Origin of the sequence: Streptomyces sp. NPDC058469, from assembly GCF_042721125.1 — a bacterium.
GTDB lineage: Bacteria > Actinomycetota > Actinomycetes > Streptomycetales > Streptomycetaceae > Streptomyces.
The window spans coordinates 37,248-55,662 of the sequence record NZ_JBHXME010000018.1; the positions used below are offsets into that span (position 1 = coordinate 37,248).

General features: G+C 69.4%; 21 protein-coding genes and 1 pseudogene. 10 read left to right on the forward strand and 12 right to left on the reverse strand.

Going from position 1 to position 18,415, the window contains the following annotated elements:
* Positions 1–141 precede the first annotated feature (141 nt).
* Entirely contained in the window at positions 142–834 is a 693-nt protein-coding gene (locus ACFWP5_RS11970; RefSeq protein ID WP_384154065.1) for a LuxR C-terminal-related transcriptional regulator, read from the forward strand.
* Between the two features lie 316 nt (positions 835–1,150).
* Here ACFWP5_RS11970 and ACFWP5_RS11975 read toward each other — a convergent pair whose 3' ends face one another.
* Complete coding sequence (locus ACFWP5_RS11975; protein WP_384154067.1) at positions 1,151–1,468, reverse strand: hypothetical protein; 318 nt, start codon at positions 1,466–1,468, stop codon at positions 1,151–1,153.
* A 21-nt stretch (positions 1,469–1,489) separates the two neighbouring features.
* Positions 1,490–3,169 (reverse strand): sodium:solute symporter family protein, encoded by a 1,680-nt coding sequence (locus tag ACFWP5_RS11980; protein ID WP_384154069.1) that lies wholly within the window; start codon positions 3,167–3,169, stop codon positions 1,490–1,492.
* A 173-nt stretch (positions 3,170–3,342) separates the two neighbouring features.
* Between ACFWP5_RS11980 and galT the strand changes: the two genes are divergently transcribed.
* The 3 genes from galT to galK are packed head-to-tail and all read left to right on the forward strand — an operon-like array spanning position 3,343 to position 6,528.
* On the forward strand, positions 3,343–4,401 hold the full coding sequence (galT, locus tag ACFWP5_RS11985) for a galactose-1-phosphate uridylyltransferase (RefSeq protein WP_384154071.1): 1,059 nt from the start codon (positions 3,343–3,345) through the stop codon (positions 4,399–4,401).
* Entirely contained in the window at positions 4,401–5,363 is a 963-nt protein-coding gene (gene galE, locus ACFWP5_RS11990; protein ID WP_384154073.1) for a UDP-glucose 4-epimerase GalE, read from the forward strand. Before galT ends, galE begins: the two co-directional genes overlap by 1 nt.
* Positions 5,364–5,385: 22 nt before the next feature.
* On the forward strand, positions 5,386–6,528 hold the full coding sequence (gene galK / locus ACFWP5_RS11995; RefSeq protein WP_384154075.1) for a galactokinase: 1,143 nt from the start codon (positions 5,386–5,388) through the stop codon (positions 6,526–6,528).
* On the opposite strand, the gene ACFWP5_RS12000 is transcribed toward galK, so the two are convergent.
* The 5 genes from ACFWP5_RS12000 to ACFWP5_RS12020 all read right to left on the reverse strand — a co-directional run bounded on the left by ACFWP5_RS12000 (position 6,468) and on the right by ACFWP5_RS12020 (position 9,786).
* Entirely contained in the window at positions 6,468–6,782 is a 315-nt protein-coding gene (locus ACFWP5_RS12000; RefSeq protein WP_384154077.1) for a hypothetical protein, read from the reverse strand. The genes galK and ACFWP5_RS12000 overlap by 61 nt on opposite strands.
* Positions 6,783–6,790: 8 nt before the next feature.
* The gene (locus ACFWP5_RS12005) at positions 6,791–7,033 is read right to left on the reverse strand and encodes a hypothetical protein (protein WP_384154079.1); all 243 of its coding nucleotides are present in this window, start codon (positions 7,031–7,033) and stop codon (positions 6,791–6,793) included.
* A gap of 17 nt (positions 7,034–7,050) precedes the next feature.
* Positions 7,051–8,289, reverse strand: coding sequence for an MFS transporter (locus ACFWP5_RS12010; protein ID WP_384154081.1), 1,239 nt, complete (start codon positions 8,287–8,289; stop codon positions 7,051–7,053).
* 55 nt (positions 8,290–8,344) lie between these two features.
* Positions 8,345–9,253, reverse strand: coding sequence for a sulfotransferase family protein (locus ACFWP5_RS12015; protein WP_384154083.1), 909 nt, complete (start codon positions 9,251–9,253; stop codon positions 8,345–8,347).
* 62 nt (positions 9,254–9,315) lie between these two features.
* Positions 9,316–9,786: a GNAT family N-acetyltransferase gene (locus ACFWP5_RS12020; RefSeq protein WP_384154157.1), complete on the reverse strand. Its 471-nt coding sequence runs from the start codon at positions 9,784–9,786 to the stop codon at positions 9,316–9,318.
* Between the two features lie 262 nt (positions 9,787–10,048).
* Between ACFWP5_RS12020 and ACFWP5_RS12025 the strand changes: the two genes are divergently transcribed.
* Both ACFWP5_RS12025 and ACFWP5_RS12030 read left to right on the forward strand, forming a co-directional pair.
* Positions 10,049–10,816, forward strand: coding sequence for a LuxR C-terminal-related transcriptional regulator (locus ACFWP5_RS12025; protein WP_384154085.1), 768 nt, complete (start codon positions 10,049–10,051; stop codon positions 10,814–10,816).
* A gap of 56 nt (positions 10,817–10,872) precedes the next feature.
* A pseudogene (locus tag ACFWP5_RS12030) lies at positions 10,873–10,980 on the forward strand (DNA-binding response regulator); the annotation flags it as partial.
* On the opposite strand, the gene tamR reads toward ACFWP5_RS12030, so the two are convergent.
* Positions 10,939–11,436, reverse strand: coding sequence for a MarR family transcriptional regulator TamR (gene tamR / locus ACFWP5_RS12035; RefSeq protein WP_384154087.1), 498 nt, complete (start codon positions 11,434–11,436; stop codon positions 10,939–10,941). The pseudogene ACFWP5_RS12030 and the gene tamR overlap by 42 nt on opposite strands.
* A gap of 119 nt (positions 11,437–11,555) precedes the next feature.
* On the opposite strand from tamR, the gene ACFWP5_RS12040 reads away from it, so the two are divergent.
* Positions 11,556–12,359, forward strand: coding sequence for a trans-aconitate 2-methyltransferase (locus ACFWP5_RS12040; protein ID WP_384154089.1), 804 nt, complete (start codon positions 11,556–11,558; stop codon positions 12,357–12,359).
* A gap of 3 nt (positions 12,360–12,362) precedes the next feature.
* Positions 12,363–12,746, forward strand: a complete 384-nt coding sequence (locus ACFWP5_RS12045) for a VOC family protein (RefSeq protein WP_384154091.1) — start codon at positions 12,363–12,365, stop codon at positions 12,744–12,746.
* Here the strand turns inward: ACFWP5_RS12045 and ACFWP5_RS12050 are convergent.
* On the reverse strand, positions 12,721–12,972 hold the full coding sequence (locus tag ACFWP5_RS12050; protein WP_384154093.1) for a type II toxin-antitoxin system RelE/ParE family toxin: 252 nt from the start codon (positions 12,970–12,972) through the stop codon (positions 12,721–12,723). The two genes, ACFWP5_RS12045 and ACFWP5_RS12050, sit on opposite strands and share 26 nt — an antisense overlap.
* Positions 12,969–13,223, reverse strand: a complete 255-nt coding sequence (locus tag ACFWP5_RS12055; protein WP_384154095.1) for a type II toxin-antitoxin system Phd/YefM family antitoxin — start codon at positions 13,221–13,223, stop codon at positions 12,969–12,971. The genes ACFWP5_RS12050 and ACFWP5_RS12055 overlap by 4 nt, the downstream gene beginning before the upstream one ends.
* A gap of 168 nt (positions 13,224–13,391) precedes the next feature.
* On the opposite strand from ACFWP5_RS12055, the gene ACFWP5_RS12060 reads away from it, so the two are divergent.
* Entirely contained in the window at positions 13,392–13,565 is a 174-nt protein-coding gene (locus ACFWP5_RS12060; RefSeq protein ID WP_384154097.1) for a CsbD family protein, read from the forward strand.
* Positions 13,566–13,661: 96 nt separating this feature from the next.
* Here ACFWP5_RS12060 and ACFWP5_RS12065 read toward each other — a convergent pair whose 3' ends face one another.
* Positions 13,662–14,339 carry a TetR/AcrR family transcriptional regulator gene (locus ACFWP5_RS12065; RefSeq protein ID WP_266771507.1) on the reverse strand — a complete coding sequence of 226 codons (678 nt, stop codon included), beginning with the start codon at positions 14,337–14,339 and terminating at the stop codon, positions 13,662–13,664.
* Entirely contained in the window at positions 14,336–15,352 is a 1,017-nt protein-coding gene (locus ACFWP5_RS12070; protein ID WP_384154100.1) for an acyl-CoA desaturase, read from the reverse strand. The genes ACFWP5_RS12065 and ACFWP5_RS12070 overlap by 4 nt, the downstream gene beginning before the upstream one ends.
* A 307-nt stretch (positions 15,353–15,659) precedes the next feature.
* Here ACFWP5_RS12070 and ppc point away from each other — a divergent pair, with 307 nt between their 5' ends.
* Positions 15,660–18,401 (forward strand): phosphoenolpyruvate carboxylase, encoded by a 2,742-nt coding sequence (ppc, locus tag ACFWP5_RS12075; protein WP_384154102.1) that lies wholly within the window; start codon positions 15,660–15,662, stop codon positions 18,399–18,401.
* Positions 18,402–18,415: the final 14 nt, after the last annotated feature.

Sequence of the window (18,415 nt, forward strand, 5' to 3'; positions counted from 1 at the left end):
TCTCCTGTAGGGGCAGCGCAACGTCGAACAAGCGTGTAGCTTCCGGGGGCATGAAGCGCGGGGGTGCTGGGGGCCCTCTGTTCTTGGGGACCGGTGGGCATCCATAGTGGGCATCCATTGGGGGGACTGGGGGGTTGCTCGATGGGAGTGCGGCTGATGGTGGTCGACGACCACCGATTGCTCGCCGAGGCATTGGCCTCGGCGCTGAAGCTGCGGGGACACCGGGTGCTGGCGGCGGCGGCGCCTGCGGCAGGCGCGGCGGAGCTGGTGATCACGCGCGCCCCCGAGGTGTGCCTGATCGGCACGGCCACACCGGCCGAACCGGGCATCTTCGACCCGGTGGTGAAGATCAAGCGCGAGCGTCCACAGGTCGCGGTCCTGGTCCTGGGCCCGGTCCCGAGCCCCCGAGGCATCGCGGCGGCCTTCGCGGCGGGCGCGTCCGGCTACGTCCGGCACGACGAGCGCATCGAGGGCGTGGAGCGGGCGATCATGAAGGCAAGGGCGGGCGAGGCGGCGGTAGCACCACAGTTGCTGCAGGGTGCCTTCAGCGAGCTCCTGAACCCGGCAGCCCAACCCGATGACGAGGGCCAGCGGTTGCTGCAGATGCTCACCCCGAGGGAGGTCGAGGTCCTGGTCCGGGTAGCAGACGGCGAGGACACCCGCCTGATAGCGGCGGGCATGGGCATCGCTCCGTCCACGGCCCGCACTCACGTCCAACGCGTCCTGATGAAACTGGGAGTGGGTTCGAGGCTGGAGGCGGCGGCACTGGCGGCCCGTACAGGACTGTTGGACAGGGCGGCCCCGCTGTACAACACGACCAGCACCGACACCTGAGAGGCCCGAGACCGTACCGATGTGCGGCTCCGCCGCGCGGGCCCACTGCACAACACGTTCGGCACCGACACCTAAGAGGCGCGGGGCTGTGCCGATGTGCGGCTCTGCCGCGTGGGCGCGACCAGCTGGCAGGGGTCTGTTGGACAGCGCGGGCCCGCCACACAACACGGCCGGCACCGACACCCAAGGGGCGCGGGGCTGTACCGATGTGCGGCTCCGCCGCGTGGGCGCACTGCACAACACGGCCGGCACCGACACCCAAGGGGCGCGGGGAACTGCGCGACCAGCCACAGTCCACCCGCACCCGGCAGACGACCTAAGCCCCGTCTTCCTCCTCCTCCGTCACCACCTCCACCGGAGGTACCGGCCGCAACTTCAGCCAGCCCAGGAAGAAGATGCCCAGCAGCAACATCGCAATCCCGGTCCACAGATTGATGTTGACGCCCTCGGCCTTGTCGAGCGTGGCCTGCGACGGACTGATCCCCGCGATCGTGACGATGACGCCGTAGACGACGAACAACCCCCCGATGATCAGCCGCAGATCGAACAGGCGGGACGCCGTCGTGGACTTGCCCTCCAGCTCGCTGACCTCGCGCTGGACGTCGTGCCCCGAGTGTCCGGAGTTCTCAGACATGGTCTCTCAATCCTCCCGCGACTAGAACGAGAACGGGATGTAGCAGACGGCGGCCAGGATCACCGCGCCCCAGCCGAGGAGCGCGGGCCGGCGATACCACGCGTCGTCGCCCGCGGCCGGCGCCTCGGTCATGCCGGGGCTGGTCGTGCCGTAGACGAGGCCCTGGAGCTGTTCGGCCGACTTGGGCTGGGTGAACAGGGACACGACGAACATGACCACCGCACCGGCGACGAAGCCGGCGATGGCGGAGACGAAGTTGGCGCCCTGGTCGGAGGGGATGGAGATGATCCCCTGCTTGTAGATCCAGAAGTAGTTCACCATCGCGGTGACCGTGCCCGCGAGGAGTCCCCAGAAGCCGGACTTCGGGGTGGCCTTCTTCCAGAACATGCCGACGATGAAGACGACGAACATCGGCACGTTGAAGAAGGAGAACAGCGTCTGGAGGTAGCTCATGATGTTCGAGAACGACGAGGCGAGGAAGGCCGTGCCTACCGAGGCCGCTACGCCGATCACCGTGATGAGGCGGCCGAAGCGCACGTAGTACTCGTCCTCGCGGTCGGTGACGACGTACTTGCCCCAGATGTCGTTGGTGAACACCGTGTTGAAGGACGACACGTTGGCCGCCATACCGGCCATGAAGGCCGCCAGCAGACCGGTCACCGCGATGCCCAGGACGCCGTTGGGCAGCAACTCCTGCATCAGGTACGGGATCGCGTCGTTGTACTGCAGGTCCGAGCCGCTGGTGCCGATCTTCGGGACGAGCGCCGCGGCGACCAGGCCCGGGATCATCACCAGGAACACGATGAAGACCTTCGGATACGCGGCGATCAGCGGGGTGCGCTGGGCCGCGGACAGGTTCTTCGCGGACAGGGCGCGCTGCACCTCGGCGAAGTTGGTCGTCCAGTAGCCGAAGGACAGCACGAAGCCAAGCCCCAGCACGATGGTCAGCCAGTTCGCACCGAGCGGGTTGACACTGCCGATGCCGGTGCCGCCCCACGCGGTGGTGAAGTTGTGGCCGTGGGCCGCGTCGAGCTTGTGGGTCAGCCCGTCCCAGCCGCCGACCTTCTTCAGGCCGAGGTAGGAGATCGGGATGAGGGCCGCCAGGATCACGAAGAACTGGAGCACCTCGTTGTAGATCGCCGACGACAGACCGCCGAGGGTGATGTACGCGAGCACGAAGGCACCGGCGACGATGATCGCCACCCACTGCGGCCAGCCCAGCAGCGCCTCGACGACGATCGCGAGGGCGTACAGGTTCACGCCCGCGATCAGGATCGCGGCGAAGGCGAACAGGATCGAACTCAGCAGGTGTGCGGCCTTGTCGAAGCGCAGCAGCAGGAACTCGGGGACCGAGCGCACTTTCGAGCCGTAGTAGAAGGGCATCATCACCAGGCCGAGGAAGACCATGGCGGGGATGGCGCCGATCCAGTACCAGTGGACGGTGTAGGCGCCGTACTGGGCGCTGTTGGCGGCCATGCCGAGGATCTCGGTGGCGGCCAGGTTGGCCGAGATGAAGGCGAGTCCGGTGATCCAGGCGGGCAGGGAGCGCCCGGAGAGGAAGAAGTCGAGGCTCGTCTTCACCGATCTGCGGGCGGCCAGGCCGATACCGAGGACGACCACGAAGTAGATCGCCAGGATCGCGTAGTCCAGCCCGTTGGTGGGGAGCCGGAGCCCGGCGGCGAGAGAGGTGGGGGTCTGCATCAAGCGCTCACCTTGTTCAGTGTTCCTTGATTAGTGTTCTTAGTTTGGTGTTTTTTGTTTGACTTTGATGGTGACGGCTGGGGGGATTTGTGGTTTGATGTGTTCGGTTCTGTGTTGGGTTATGTGTTTGCTTCTTGTGAAGCGTGGATGTACGTACGGATGGAGAGCCCGGCGTGAAGAAGACCTCGACCCGGTTGGCCGACGGTCGTGAGCTCATCTACTACGACCTGCGGGACGACACCGTGCGCGACGCGGTGGACCGACGCCCGCTGGAGCGCACGGTCACCACTTCGGAGGTACGGCGGGACGTGCTGCTCGGCGACTCGGTGGCGATCGCCTCGCACCGGCAGGGCCGCACCTACCACCCGCCGGCCGACCAGTGCCCGCTCTGCCCGACGACGGGCGACCGGCTCAGCGAGATCCCGGACTCGTCGTACGACGTCGCCGTGTTCGAGAACCGTTTCCCCTCGCTGGCCGGGGACTCCGGTCGCTGCGAGGTGGTCTGCTTCACCTCCGACCACGACGCGTCCTTCGCCTCGCTGACCGAGGAGCAGGCGGCCCTCGTCCTCGACGCGTGGACCGACCGGACGTCGGAGCTGTCGCATCTTCCCTCCGTCGAGCAGGTTTTCTGTTTCGAGAACCGCGGCGAAGAGATCGGTGTGACGCTCGGTCATCCCCACGGCCAGATCTACGCCTACCCCTTCACCACCCCGCGCACCGCCCTGATGTTGCGCTCACTGGCAACTCATAAGGAGGCGACCGGCGGGGAGAACCTCTTCGACTCCGTCCTGGAGCGCGAACTCGCCGGTGAGCGGGTCGTCCTTGAGGGTGAACACTGGGCGGCCTTCGTGCCGTACGCGGCGCACTGGCCCTACGAGGTCCACCTGTATCCCAAGCGCCGGGTGCCCGATCTGCTCGGTCTGGACGAGGCGGCCCGCACAGAGTTCCCCAAGGTCTATCTGGAACTCTTGAGGCGCTTCGACCGGATCTTCGGTGAGGGTGAGCCTCCGACGCCGTACATCTCCGCCTGGCACCAGGCGCCGTTCGGCACGCTGGAGGACTTCGAGGGTGTGAGCAGGGACGACTTCGCGCTCCACCTCGAGCTTTTCACCATTCGCCGCACTTCCGGCAAGCTGAAGTTCCTCGCGGGTTCCGAGTCCGGCATGAGCGTGTTCATCAACGACGTGCCGCCGGAGCGCGCGGCCGAGCGACTGCGAGAGGTAGCGAGTTGATGAGCGGTAAGTACCTGGTCACGGGCGGAGCGGGTTACGTCGGCAGCGTGGTCGCCCAGCACCTGCTGGAGGCGGGCCACGAGGTCACCGTCCTGGACAACCTCTCGACGGGTTTCCGTGAAGGGGTGCCTGCGGGTGCGTCGTTCATCGAGGGCGACATCCGCGACGCCGCCAAGTGGCTGGACTCCTCCTACGAGGCGGTCCTCCACTTCGCCGCGTTCTCCCAGGTCGGCGAGTCCGTCGTCAAGCCGGAGAAGTACTGGGAGAACAACGTCGGCGGCTCGATGGCCCTCCTCGCCGCGATGCGCGAGGCCGGCGTCCGCAAGCTCGTCTTCTCCTCCACGGCGGCCACGTACGGCGAGCCGGACGAGGTCCCGATCGTCGAGACCGCCCGCACCTCCCCGACGAACCCCTACGGCGCGTCCAAGCTGTCGGTCGACTTCATGATCACCAGCGAGGCGGCGGCCCACGGCCTCGGCGCGGTCTCCCTCCGCTACTTCAACGTCGCGGGCGCGTACGGCAGTTGCGGCGAGCGGCACCAGCCCGAGTCGCACCTCATCCCGCTCGTGCTCCAGGTCGCCCAGGGCAAGCGCGACGCGATCTCGGTCTACGGCGACGACTACCCGACGCCGGACGGCACCTGCGTCCGTGACTACATCCACGTCGCGGACCTGGCCGACGCACACTTGCTGGCGCTGAAGGCGGCGGTTGGGGGCGAGCACCTGATCTGCAACCTCGGCAACGGAGAGGGCTTCTCCGTCCGCCAGGTGATCGAGACGGTGCGTCAGGTCACCGGGCACGCGATCCCCGAGGTCGTGGCCCCGCGCCGCGGCGGCGACCCGGCGACCCTGGTGGCCTCGGCGGCCAGGGCCAAGGAGCGCCTCGGCTGGAACCCGTCCCGCGCGGATCTCGCGGGCATCGTCGCGGACGCGTGGGCGTTCGCGCAGAACGTATCGAACTGATCGAAGGGCTAGGGGATCGCACGTGGGTGTACGTGAGGGCTTCGAGGAGCTGTACGGGACGGCTCCCGAGGGCGTCTGGGCCGCGCCGGGCCGGGTCAACCTGATCGGCGAGTACACCGACTTCAACGAGGGCTTCGTGATGCCGCTCGCCCTGCCGCACACGGCGGTGGCGGCGGTGTCCCGCCGCGGCGACGGCGTCCTGCGCCTCCACTCGGCGGACATCGAGGGCCCGGTGGTGGAACTGCACGTGGACGAGCTGGCCCCGCGCACGAACACCAGCTGGGCCGCGTACCCCGCGGGCGTCGTGTGGGTGCTGCGCGAGGCGGGCCACGAGGTGACAGGCGCGGACATCCACCTCTCCTCGACGGTCCCGACGGGCGCGGGCCTGTCGTCGTCGGCGGCCCTTGAGGTGGTCACGGCCCTGGCCCTGAACGACCTCTTCGAACTCGGGCTGTCCGCACCGGAGTTGGCTCGCTTCTCCCAGCGCGCGGAGAACGACTTCGTGGGCGTCCCCTGCGGCATCATGGACCAGACGGCCTCGGCCTGCTGCGAGGAGGGCCACGCGCTCCACCTCGACTGCCGCGACCTGTCGATCCGCCAGATCCCCTTCGACCTCGCGTCCGAGGGCCTGTCGTTGCTTGTCGTGGACAGCCGTGTGAAGCACGCGCTGGGCGACGGCGCGTACGCGGAACGCCGCGAGGGCTGCGAGGAGGGCGCGCGTCAGCTGGGCGTGCCGTTCCTGCGGGACGTGGCGTACGAGGACCTGTCATCGTCCCTGTCCCGCCTGTCGGACGAGCGGATCCAGCGCTACGTCCGCCACGTCGTCTCCGACGACCACCGTGTCGACCAGGTCATCACCCTGCTGGACGCGGGAGACGTCCGGGCGATCGGCCCGATCCTGACCGAGGGCCACGCCTCCCTCCGCGACGATCTCCGCATCTCCTGCCCGGAGTTGGACCTCGTGGTCGACACGGCGGTCACCGCCGGCGCGCTGGGTGCCCGCATGACGGGCGGCGGCTTCGGCGGCTCGGCGGTCGTACTGGTGGAGGCCGCGGAGGCGGACACGGTCACGAAGGCGGTCGAGGAGGCGTTCGCGACGGCGGGTTACACGACGCCGCGCGTGTTCTTGGCGGTGCCTTCGGCGGGGGCACGGCGACTGAGCTGACGGGGCACGGCGAAGACGCCCCGGGATTCCGGGGCGTCCCGCTCACCCGGGGACGTCGTCGCGGACGGGTCGTCGGCGGAGACGCTTTCGGCCAGTCGGTGCAGCGCGCTGTGGACCAGTGTGCGAAGACGCGCCGCGGTCAGCGCGGAGGCGTTGTCGTAGGTCAGGATCCGCACCACGGCGACCTGCAGTCGGTCGATCTCGCCGAGAGCGGGGAGACCGGCGAGCAGTTCATGGTCGGGCCGCTTCGTCACCGCGTTCCCTATGGTGGCCAGCCGTAGCCGCCGATCACGGCCGGTGTGTATGGCCGCCGCTGGGCCACGGCGTCCGGCACGAGGACATGGATGCTCAGCGCGAGCAGCGTCCGCACCACCGCATCGCCTGAATCCGGATGCAGCCACCAGCCCTCGTATCGCCGCTGCCGGGTGTGACGGTAGCCGGAGAGCCGGTCGGCGGCGGCCAGGATGCGACGGCTCCACGCGGAGCAGTCCGACCAGATGTCCACGGCCCCGGCCTCCTCCGTCACGGGGTGTCGCGCAGCCCCCGCACCCCCGGGGCCAGCAGCGCCGCGACCGTGGCGAGGACCACCAGTGCCGCGCACCCCGCGAGGGTGTGGCCCAGGCCCACGGTCGCGGCGAGCGGGCCGGCGATGAGCAACCCCAGCGGGGCGAAGGCCAGGGAGCCGAACCCGTCGTAGGAACTGACCCTGGAGAGGGATTCCTCGGGGATCTCCCGGTGGATCGTGGTGGCCCACAGGACGCCGAAGACGTCACTGGAGATCCCGGCGGTGAACATCGCGGCGGCGATCAGCCACACAGGGGCCCGGACGGCGAGGAGAGCGATCGGGACGGCCAACGGGAAGGTGGCGAGTACGGCCACCAGGACGGGACGGCGGACCCGGACCCGGGCGGCCAGGCCCGCGCCGGCGATCGTGCCCAGGGCCTGCGCGGCGACGATGACCGACCAGGCGCGGGCACCGCCGAGGTAGCGGTCGGCGGTCAGCGGGCCGAGGACTCCCACGTTCGCGTTGAGCGCCGCGATCACGATCGACCACTGGGCCACCACGGCCCACAGCCACTGGCGGGACGCGAACTCCCGCCAGCCCTCGCGGAGATCGGCCCAGCCGGAGGATTTCCTGGGCGGGCGTACGGCGATCGGGAGGCGGGCCGTGAGGGCCGCGCTGACGACGAAGGACGCGGCGTTCAACGCCAGTGCCCAGCCCGCGCCCACCAGGGCCACCGTCACACCCGACAGCGCCAGGCCCAGCAGCCGGGCGCTGTTGGTGCCCACCCGCAGCGTGCCGTTGGCCTGTTGGAGGCGTTCGGTGGAGACGATCAGCGGCACGATGCCGTCCATCGCCGGCATGAACAGGGCCGAGGCCGTACCGGCCGCCACCGCCAGCACACACATCGCGGGCAGCGGTGCGTGCCCCGTCAGCACCAACGTGGCCAGACCCGTGTAGGCCACGGCACCCATCAGTTCCGCGAGCGCCATCAGGCGGGCGCGTGACATGCGGTCCGCGATGACCCCGCCCACCAGGATGAACATCAGCTGCGGCAACGCCTGGCAGGCCAGCACGAGCGACAGCCGGCCCGGACTGGCTCCGGGCAGGGCGAGTACCGCGAAGGCGAGGGCCACGGCGGCGAAGCCGTTGCCCAGCACGGACACGGTTCGCGCGCTCGCGAGCAGCACGAACGCCGGCTCACGCCACAGCGATGATTTTCCGGGACTCTCGGCGGTGGTGGCTGAAGTGGATGTCACGGCCAGGGACTTTAAGGGACCCACGTCGACGCGGGGCCACAACCGGCCACTTCGCCTAGAGATACCCCCACGCCCGACACATCGGCCGCAGCACTTCCGGGATCTCGTCCAACTCCGGTGCCGGGCGGTCCGGCTGGACCTGGCCCGAGCGGATCTTGTCGGTCCAGTCGCCGAAGCCGGCGCCCAGGACGGCGTCCTTCAGGCCGCTGCCGTAGTCCGTCGTCCCGGGTTCGTAGGGGATGTCCAAGTAGGCGCAGAGAGAGCGGAGTTCGGCGGCCGGGTCGGTGGTGAGGTCCTCGTAGCGGAGGATGTGTCCGCCGAGTTCGGCGTGGGCCTCCTGCATGGACTCCATGTATTTCAGGACGCGTCGGGCCGCTTCCTCGCGGGTGCGGTCCGGTACCGCCTCGTGCCAGGAGCGGGCCACCGCGCCCGGGTGTCTGCGCAGGAAGACGAAGCGGGCGTCGGGCCAGGTCTCGGCGATGCGCTGCCACTGGAAGGCGTTGCCGGGGGTCTTCTCCACGATGAACTGCTTGCCGGACTTGACCAGTTCACGATGCAGGGTGCGGTCCCAGAGCAGACCCTCCAACTGTTCGTGGCCCAGGCCCAGGGTCCGCAGGGAACGTTCCGTGGGGGTGCCCGACTTGAAGTAGACCTCGATACCGGTCAGATGGAGTTCGTGCGCGGCGTGCAGCCGGGAGTGCGCCCCCAGCATCATGCGCAGCAGCGTCGACCCGGAACGCACCGAGGCCAGGATGAACACCGGTCGCTCCAGCAACCGGTCGACCGCCGGATCCACCGTCGGCGTCTCCGGTACGGGTTCGGGGCGCGCGGGACGGGAACCGCGCGGCGCGGGAATCGCCCCGAGGGAGCCCGCGGTCGTCGCCCCGGGCGGCGGGGGCACCCGGCGTAGCTGGTAGCCGGTCGTCTCGGCGAGCTTGGAGTTCAGCTTCCGCAGCATGCTCATGGCGGGCACGGTAAGAGGAGAGTATGAGACTGGGCTGAGCGTCTCGTTCGCCCCGGATGTGTTTACCCGAGGTTCGTTCGGTCCAGCTTCTTCGTCAGGGTGTACTCGGTGAGCCCCGGTGGGTAGTCCGGGATCACGCACACCACCTCGTACCCCTGCTTCTTGTAGAAGTCCGGCGCCTGGAAGTTCCAGGTCTCCAGGCGGGCCGCCCCGCAGCCGCGCTCGTCGCGGGCGACGCGCTCCGCCTCGCCGAGCAGCCGGGAGCCGAGTCCCCTTCCGTGGTGGCGGCGGTCCACCCACAGGTACGTCACGTGCAGCCAGTCCGCCCAGCTGTGCCCGACCAGCCCGCCCGCCAGGTCGCCCGTCGCGTCCAACGCCCACACCTGGAGCGGAACTTCACGTTCGCGAGGGGTTCCGCGCAGGGCGCGCAGCACCGGCGAGGCGGCCGTGTTGGTTTCGAGCAGCCGGGCGCGGAGCAGATCGCGTCGCTCCTTGTCGACTTCCGTCTCAATACGAAACATGCGGCTCACCATAAACGTGCCGGACAAGTCAGTTCTGCAAATTAGCTTCCGCTGCTGCGCCCCGGCCGTACGCTGTGAACAGCACCGGTGGGGGCCGGTGCTGTTCAGGGGGCGAGACAAGTCGGGTACGACGCCCGATGTGGGGGTAGCAGTGTCTGCACGGCGGCGGCCGTGCGGCGCAGGCCGTTCCCGGGCGTCGTACCCGCAATCATCGCTTCGTCTCCCGACGATGAGGTATCCCCTGCTCCACCAGGAGCCTGGGGAAGGGGGTTTCGTGGTTCGCATCCGAGTCCTGGTCGTCGACGACCATCGCATCTTCGCCGAATCGCTCGCCGCGGCACTGGCGGCCGAGCCCGATGTCGACGTGTCCGCGGCCGGCAGCGGTCCTGCCGCGCTGCGCTGCATGGAGCGCGCGATCGCCGAGGGCCGCAGATTCGACGTCCTGCTCGTGGACGCCGATCTGGGCGGCAACGTGCCGGGCGTCCGGCCCGCCGTACCAGTACAGGCGGGGAACGAGGACGGGCTGGTGGACGGGATCTCCCTGGTCGCCGGGGTCCGTTCGGCCCAGCCGAGCGTACGGATGGTCGTGCTGGCCGAGAAGGACGATCCGCGCCGGGCCGCACTGGCCCTGCAGGCCGGTGCCTCCGGCTGGGTCGCCAAGGACTGCTCGCTGTCCAGGCTTTTAACCGTCATCCGAGGTGTCCTGCGCGACGAGACGCATCTGCCGCCGGCTCTACTGACCGGCGTCCTGCGGGAGTTGACGGCCGCGCGCAAGCACCGCACCGAGAGCGAGCGCCTGGTGGAGTCGCTGACGCCGAGGGAGCGGGAAGTGCTGCGCTGCATGGTGGCCGGGCTGGGGCGGAAGGCGGTCGCCGAGCGGCTGTTCCTCTCCCCGCACACCGTCCGCACCCATATGCAGAACGTGCTGGGCAAGTTGGGCGTCCATTCCACCCTCGCGGCGGTTGCGCTGGCGAGGCGGGCCGGGGTGGGGCCCGCCGACCTAGCCGGGGATGTTGTCGAACGGGGCGGTCAACTGGCTTAGCGGGCCTGCCGGTTCGGCCTGTTGGGTGCGGGAGGGTTCCGCGCGTGTTGGGCAGGTTGGGCGTCCATTCCACCTTCGCGGCGGTGGCTCTTGCCCGGCGTGCGGGGGTGGGGCCCGCCGACCTAGCCGGGGATGTTGTCGAACGGGGCGGTCAACTGGCGTAGCAGGCCTGCCAGTTCGCCCCGCTGGGCGCGGGACAGCTCCGCGAGGATCGCGCGCTCCTGGGCGAGCAGGCCGGCCAGGGCCTGGTCCGCGCGGTCCTGGCCCTCCACGGTGAGGCGGACCAGTACGCCCCGGCGGTCGCTGGGGTCGGGGAGCCGCTCGACCAGGCCCTTCTTCGCCAGGCGGTCGATACGGTTCGTCATCGTGCCGGACGTGACCAGGGTCTGCGTCAGCAGCTGGCCGGGGGAGAGCTGGTAGGGGCTGCCCGCGCGCCTGAGCGCCGTCAGCACGTCGAACTCCCACGGTTCCAGGCTGTGCTCGGCGAACGCCAGCCGACGGGCCCGGTCCAGGTGCCGGGCCAGCCTGCTCACCCGGCTGAGCACCTCAAGTGGCTCCACGTCGAGGTCCGGGCGCTCCCGGCGCCACGCTGCGACAAGCCGATCGACCTCGTCCTCCATGACGATCAGTGTAGTGGTTGTGTCGACATGAAGTCTCTTGATATCAACTATCTCGACTACGACTATCTCAACTACAAGTCTCTTGACATCGAGATAAGCGTGCGGGGAGAGTGGGAGGCATGACGACTTGGGACCCCGCTCAGTACCTGCGCCACGCCGGCCACCGCGCCCGCCCGTTCGCCGACCTCCTCGCCCGTGTCACGGACCTCCCCGGCGCCGCGCCCCGGATCGCCGACCTCGGCTGCGGCCCCGGCAACGTGACCACGGTCCTCGCCGACCGGTGGCCCACCGCGCACATCACCGGGTACGACAACTCGCCCGAGATGCTCGCGAAGACCGAGCCCTACGCGGGCCCCACGCCCGGCGGCGGCCACCTCGACTTCGCCCTCGCGGACGCGACGGAGTGGACGCCGACCCAGACGTACGACCTGATCGTGTCGAACGCGGCGCTGCAGTGGGTGCCGGGGCACCTGGACCGGTTCGGCGACTGGGTGGCCGCGCTGGCGCCCGGCGGCACCTTCGCCTTCCAGGTGCCGGACAACATCGACGCGCCCCTGCACGCCCTGATGCGCGAACTGGCGGGCAGCGCCCGCTGGAAGGGCCGCCTCGGCGAGGTCCTGCGCCGCGAGGACTCGGTCCACGCGCCCGGCGTCTACCTCGACCACCTGGCCCGCCTGGGCTGCGCACCGGACGTCTGGCAGACGACGTACCAGCACATCCTCCCCGGCGAGGACCCCGTCCTCGACTGGGTCAAGGGCACCGGCCTGCGCCCGGCCCTGACAGCCCTGGCGGACGACCCGGAGGCACGGGACGCGTTCGTGACGGAGTACCGCGACCTGCTGCGCGAGGCCTACCCGACGACGGCCTACGGCACGGTCCTCCCGTTCCGCCGCCTGTTCGCGGTGGCCCGCAAGGAGGCGTGAACGATGCTCACGGCCGTGGACCACGTGCAGTTGGCGGCCCCGCCGGGTTCGGAGGACGCGCTGCGGAGGTATTACGTCGACGTCCTGGGGATGGCCGAGATCCCCAAGCCGCCCGTGCTGGCGGCGCGGGGCGGGTGCTGGTTCGGGGCGGGGGCGGTGCGGCTCCACCTGGGCGTGGAGGACGACTTCCGCCCGGCGAAGAAGGCCCACCCCGGACTCCGCGTGACCGGCATCGACGCGTACGCGGCCCGGCTGAAGTCCCTTGGGGCGTCGGTCACTTGGGACAAGGAGCTGCCGGGGTACCGGCGCTTCTACTCGGAGGATCCGGTGGGGAACCGGCTGGAGTTCTTGGAGGCGGTTCCTACGGCGTCCGGCCCAGGTGGGTGACGAGGATGCGGATCACTTCGTCGTCAATGACGTACAGAACTCGGTAACCGCCGACACGCAGGCGGCGGATGTCCGATGATCCGTAGGGAATCGATCCCGCTGGGTGAGGGGCATCGGCGAGCTTGTCGATGGCGTCCAGTACCACGGCGAGGCCGGTCGGGTCCTCCTTTAAGAACCGGGTTGCGGAGTCGAGAGCATGTGGTTCGAAGATGATCTCGTACGTCACTTGTTTTCGAGCCCCAGCTGCTTGCGTACCTCGGCCATGGGGATGCCCGGACCAAGTGTTCCTTCGGCCTTGCGGCGCTGGTAGTCGGCGACGGCGAGAGCGTCTTCGAGATCCTCTATGACTTGTGGTGACACCAGGAGCGCGGCCACGTGGCCATGGTCGGTGAGGGCGATGGTCTCGCGTCCGTGCGCCGCACGGCGGACGAGGTCACCGAGTTGGGAACGGGCTGCGCTGATCGCGATCTCAATCATGACTGGATAATTGCACAAGGTGCATCTTGTGGTCTATTGCTTCAAGTTGATTCAGCTTTTGGGTGACCTGTCAGATGCATGCGCGACCGGTGTTTGCCCGTCGTCGTCGCGGCTACCCGGTCGGTGGCGCCGAGTTCCGAGTTCCGAACCGACCGGGAGTGATGAACCGTGGCAAAGGACGAGAAGGCCAAGGCCAAGAAGGAACAGGCCAAGGGCAAGGCCAAGGAGACCGTGGGCCGGGCCGTGGGGAACGAGACCATGAAGGCCAAGGGCCAGGCCGAGAAGTCCAAGGGGGACGCTCGGCAGGCCAAGGAGAAGGCGAAGGACACCTTCAAGCGCTGATGTCCCGAAAACGCTGACGCCCTGGGAACTGGGCGAATCCGAAGGGGCCCCTGCTCTTCAGCAGGGGCCCCTTCGACGTTCCGTACCGCCGCACGCTCAGCTCTTCCGGTGGCCTATCAACCGCGGCTTCGCCTCCAGCCCGTCCAGCCCGTGCCAGGCCAGGTTCACCAGATGGGCCGCCACCTCCGCCTTCTTCGGGCGGCGGACGTCCAGCCACCACTGGCCGGTGAGGGCGACCATGCCGACCAGGGCCTGGGCGTAGAGCGGGGCGAGCTTGGCGTCGAAGCCCCGGCTCTTGAACTCGCGGCCCAGGATGTCCTCGACCTGGGTCGCGATGTCCGAGATGAGGGACGCGAAGGAGCCCGTGGACTGGGGGATGGGGGAGTCGCGGACCAGGATGCGGAAACCGTCCGTGTACTCCTCGATGTAGTCGAGGAGGGCGAAGGCCGCCTGTTCGCAGAGTTCGCGGGGGTGGCCGGCCGTGAGCGAGCTGGTCACCATGTCCAGGAGGCGGCGCATCTCGCGGTCCACGACCACCGCGTACAGGCCCTCCTTGCCGCCGAAGTGCTCGTAGACCACCGGCTTGGAGACCCCGGCCTTCGCCGCGATCTCCTCCACCGACGTGGCCTCGAAGCCCTTCGTCGCGAACAGTGTGCGGCCGACTTCCAGCAGCTGGGCCCGGCGTTCCGCTCCCGTCATCCGGGTGCGGCGCGCGCGTCGGGGCTTCTCGTTGCTCGGGGTGCTGCTGGGATCGGTCGCCACGGCGTCAATCATGCAGCCTCCGCCGACTCCTTCCGGGGCTGAGAGCCGTCCGTACCGGAGATACGGCGCGAATCGATACGCGAGCGTGACGGCCAGCGCACGTCATAGGCCCAGCCGAGCTGCTCACACCAGCGGATGATCCGCGCCGAGGAGTCCAGCTGGCCGCGCATCACACCGTGCCGCGCGGACGTCGGGTCGGCGTGGTGCAGGTTGTGCCAGGACTCGCCGCAGGACAGGATCGCCAGCCACCACACGTTGCCGGACCGGTCACGGGACTTGAAGGGGCGCTTGCCGACCGCGTGGCAGATCGAGTTGATCGACCAGGTGACGTGGTGCAGCAGCGCCACCCGCACCAGCGAGCCCCAGAAGAAGCCGGTGAACGCGCCCCACCAGGACATCGTGGCCAGTCCGCCGATCAGCGGCGGCAGCGCGAGCGAGAGCATCGTCCAGTAGATGAAGTGGCGGGAGATCGCCCGGATCGTGCGGTCCTTGATGAGATCCGGCGCGTACTTCTCCTGCGGAGTGCGCTCCTCGTCGAACATCCACGCGATGTGCGCCCACCACAGGCCCTTGATCAGCGCCGGCACCGTCTCGCCGTAGCGCCACGGCGAATGCGGGTCGCCCTCCGCGTCGGAGAACTTGTGGTGCTTGCGGTGGTCGGCGACCCAGCGCACCAGCGGCCCCTCGACCGCCATCGACCCGGCGATCGCGATGGCGATCCGCAGCGGGCGCTTCGCCTTGAAGGAGCCGTGGGTGAAGTACCGGTGGTAGCCGATCGTCACGCCGTGGCAGCCGAGGTAGTAGAAGAACACCAGCAGGCCGAGGTCCAGCCAGCTCACCCCGCCCCAGCTCCACGCCAGCGGCACCGCCGCGAGCAGGGCCAGGAACGGAAGGGTGATGAAGAGGAGAAGAGTGATCTGTTCCAGCGACCCCTTCTTCTCGCCGCCCAGGGTGGCGGCGGGGAGCGGAGTGCCGTCGCCGTTCGCCCGCGGGGCGTCGTCGATCACATCGGAGCTCGTGGTCATGGGCGTCCCCTGTGGGGTTCGGAGGTGGAGGCGGAGCGTCGGACGGCGGGAGCCGGGCAGCAACAGTTCAGCATGGACTTCCCTACGGTTCCGTAACCTACGGCAACGTAAGTATGGCAGCGCGCCGACCGGTGGACGAAGCCCGTGAGACCGCGCGTCAGAGTGGACACCTATCCTGGGTGTCGGTCGGACAGCGCGGTCCGTTCTGTTTTCTTCCCGGATGTCCGTCCCGTATGCGGCAGCCGCCGCGGGACCGCCGTCCGGGTTCCCTCCAGACGAGCTTCAAACACTGCAAGGAGCCGCACCTGTGAGCAGTGCCGACGACCTGACCACGAGCACCACCTCGACCGGCAGTGCGCTGCGCGCCGACATCCGGCGCCTGGGCGACCTTCTGGGCGAGACCCTCGTCCGGCAGGAGGGCCCCGAGCTGCTCGAACTGGTCGAGAAGGTCCGCCGTCTCACCCGGGAGGACGGCGAGGCCGCCGCCGAGCTGCTGCGCGGCATAGAGCTGGAGACCGCCGCCAAGCTGGTCCGCGCCTTCTCCACCTACTTCCACCTGGCCAACGTCACCGAGCAGGTGCACCGCGGCCGCGAGCTGCGCGCCAGGCGTGCCGCCGAGGGCGGTCTCCTCGCCCGTACGGCCGACCGCCTCAAGGACGCCGACCCCGACCACCTGCGCGAGACGGTCAAGAACCTGAACGTCCGCCCGGTCTTCACCGCGCACCCCACCGAGGCCGCGCGCCGGTCCGTCCTCAACAAGCTCCGGCGCATCGCCACGCTCCTGGAGACCCCGGTCATCGAGTCCGACCGCCGTCGCCACGACACCCGGTTGGCCGAGAACATCGACCTGGTGTGGCAGACGGACGAGCTGCGGGTCGTCCGTCCGGAGCCCGCCGACGAGGCCCGTAACGCCATCTACTACCTCGACGAGCTGCACGCGGGCGCCGTCGGAGACGTCCTCGAAGACCTCACGGCCGAGCTGGAGCGCGTCGGCGTCAAGCTGCCCGACGACACCCGCCCGCTCACCTTCGGCACCTGGATCGGCGGCGACCGCGACGGCAACCCGAACGTCACGCCCCAGGTCACCTGGGACGTCCTGATCCTCCAGCACGAGCACGGCATCAACGACGCCCTGGAGACGATCGACGAGCTGCGCGGCTTCCTCTCCAACTCCATCCGCTACACGGGTGCGACGGAGGAACTCCTGGAGTCCCTCCGGGCCGACCTGGAGCGGCTGCCGGAGATCAGCCCCCGCTACAAGCGCCTCAACGCCGAGGAGCCGTACCGGCTCAAGGCCACCTGCATCCGGCAGAAGCTGGAGAACACCAAGAGCCGCCTGGCCAAGGGCACCCCGCACGAGGACGGCCGCGACTACCTCGGCACCGCCGAGCTGCTGGCCGACCTCACCCTGATCCAGACCTCACTGCGCGCCCACCGCGGCGGCCTCTTCGCCGACGGCCGCATGGACCGTACGATCCGCACGCTCGGCGCGTTCGGCCTCCAGCTCGCCACCATGGACGTACGCGAGCACGCGGACGCCCACCACCACGCGCTGGGCCAGCTCTTCGACCGGCTCGGCGAGGAGTCCTGGCGGTACTCCGACATGCCCCGCGAGTACCGGGCCAAGCTGCTCGCCAAGGAACTGCGGTCGCGCAGGCCGCTGGCTCCGACGCCCGCGCCCGTCGACGCGGCCGGTGAGAAGACCCTCGGCGTCTTCGAGACCGTCAAGAAGGCCCTCGCCGTGTTCGGGCCCGAGGTCATCGAGTCGTACATCATCTCGATGTGCCAGGGCGCCGACGACGTGTTCGCCGCCGCCGTGCTGGCCCGCGAGGCCGGGCTCGTCGACCTGCACGCCGGGTGGGCGAAGGTCGGCATCGTGCCGCTGCTGGAGACCACGGACGAGCTGAAGGCCGCCGACACGATCCTTGAGGACATGCTGTCCGACCCGTCCTACCGGCGGCTCGTGGCGCTGCGCGGGGATGTGCAGGAGGTCATGCTCGGGTACTCCGACTCCTCCAAGTTCGGTGGCATCACGACGTCGCAGTGGGAGATCCACCGCGCCCAGCGTCGCCTGCGTGACGTCGCCCACCGCTACGGCGTACGCCTCCGCCTCTTCCACGGCCGGGGCGGCACGGTCGGCCGCGGTGGCGGTCCCTCGCACGACGCGATCCTCGCCCAGCCCTGGGGCACCCTGGAGGGCGAGATCAAGGTGACCGAGCAGGGCGAGGTCATCTCCGACAAGTACCTCGTGCCGTCACTGGCCCGCGAGAACCTCGAACTGACCGTCGCGGCAACCCTCCAGGCCTCCGCCCTGCACACCTCGCCCCGCCAGTCCGACGAGTCCCTCGCCCGCTGGGACGCGGCCATGGACGTGGTCAGCGACGCCGCCCACGCCGCCTACCGCAGGCTGGTCGAGGACCCGGACCTTCCGACGTACTTCCTCGCCTCCACGCCGGTGGACCAGCTCGCCGATCTGCACCTGGGCTCGCGGCCCTCCCGCCGCCCCGGCTCGGGCGTCTCGCTCGACGGACTGCGCGCCATCCCGTGGGTGTTCGGCTGGACCCAGTCCCGGCAGATCGTGCCCGGCTGGTTCGGCGTCGGCTCCGGGCTGAAGGCGCTGCGCGAGGCCGGCCTGGACACCGTGCTCGACGAGATGCACGGCCAGTGGCACTTCTTCCAGAACTTCCTCTCCAACGTCGAGATGACGCTCGCGAAGACGGACCTGCGGATCGCCCAGCACTACGTCGACACCCTCGTCCCCGACCACCTCAAGCACGTGTTCGACACCATCCGGGCCGAGCACGATCTGACCGTGGCCGAGGTCCTCCGCATCACCGGCGAGGCCGAACTCCTCGACGCCACCCCGGTGTTGAAGCAGACGTTCACCATCCGCGACGCCTACCTCGACCCGATCTCGTATCTCCAGGTCACCCTCCTGAAGCGCCAGCGCGACGAGGCGGCGGCCGGCGCCGACCCCGACCCGCTGCTGAGCAGGGCCCTGCTCCTCACGGTCAACGGTGTGGCGGCGGGCCTGCGCAACACCGGCTGACCCGCAAAAACAAG

Excerpts from the sequence above, each read along its gene's own strand:
- tamR (WP_384154087.1), bottom strand. The coding sequence starts at position 11,436 with ATGGAGGACGAGGTCGATCGGCTTGTCGCAGCGTGGCGCCGGGAGCGC.
- ACFWP5_RS12020 (WP_384154157.1), bottom strand. The coding sequence starts at position 9,786 with ATGGTGAGCCGCATGTTTCGTATTGAGACGGAAGTCGACAAGGAGCGA.
- ACFWP5_RS12040 (WP_384154089.1), top strand. The coding sequence starts at position 11,556 with ATGACGACTTGGGACCCCGCTCAGTACCTGCGCCACGCCGGCCACCGC.
- ACFWP5_RS12070 (WP_384154100.1), bottom strand. The coding sequence starts at position 15,352 with ATGACCACGAGCTCCGATGTGATCGACGACGCCCCGCGGGCGAACGGC.
- ACFWP5_RS12045 (WP_384154091.1), top strand. The coding sequence starts at position 12,363 with ATGCTCACGGCCGTGGACCACGTGCAGTTGGCGGCCCCGCCGGGTTCG.
- ACFWP5_RS11970 (WP_384154065.1), top strand. The coding sequence starts at position 142 with ATGGGAGTGCGGCTGATGGTGGTCGACGACCACCGATTGCTCGCCGAG.
- ACFWP5_RS12015 (WP_384154083.1), bottom strand. The coding sequence starts at position 9,253 with ATGAGCATGCTGCGGAAGCTGAACTCCAAGCTCGCCGAGACGACCGGC.
- ACFWP5_RS12055 (WP_384154095.1), bottom strand. The coding sequence starts at position 13,223 with ATGATTGAGATCGCGATCAGCGCAGCCCGTTCCCAACTCGGTGACCTC.
- ACFWP5_RS12065 (WP_266771507.1), bottom strand. The coding sequence starts at position 14,339 with ATGATTGACGCCGTGGCGACCGATCCCAGCAGCACCCCGAGCAACGAG.
- ACFWP5_RS11980 (WP_384154069.1), bottom strand. The coding sequence starts at position 3,169 with ATGCAGACCCCCACCTCTCTCGCCGCCGGGCTCCGGCTCCCCACCAAC.
- ACFWP5_RS11975 (WP_384154067.1), bottom strand. The coding sequence starts at position 1,468 with ATGTCTGAGAACTCCGGACACTCGGGGCACGACGTCCAGCGCGAGGTC.
- galE (WP_384154073.1), top strand. The coding sequence starts at position 4,401 with ATGAGCGGTAAGTACCTGGTCACGGGCGGAGCGGGTTACGTCGGCAGC.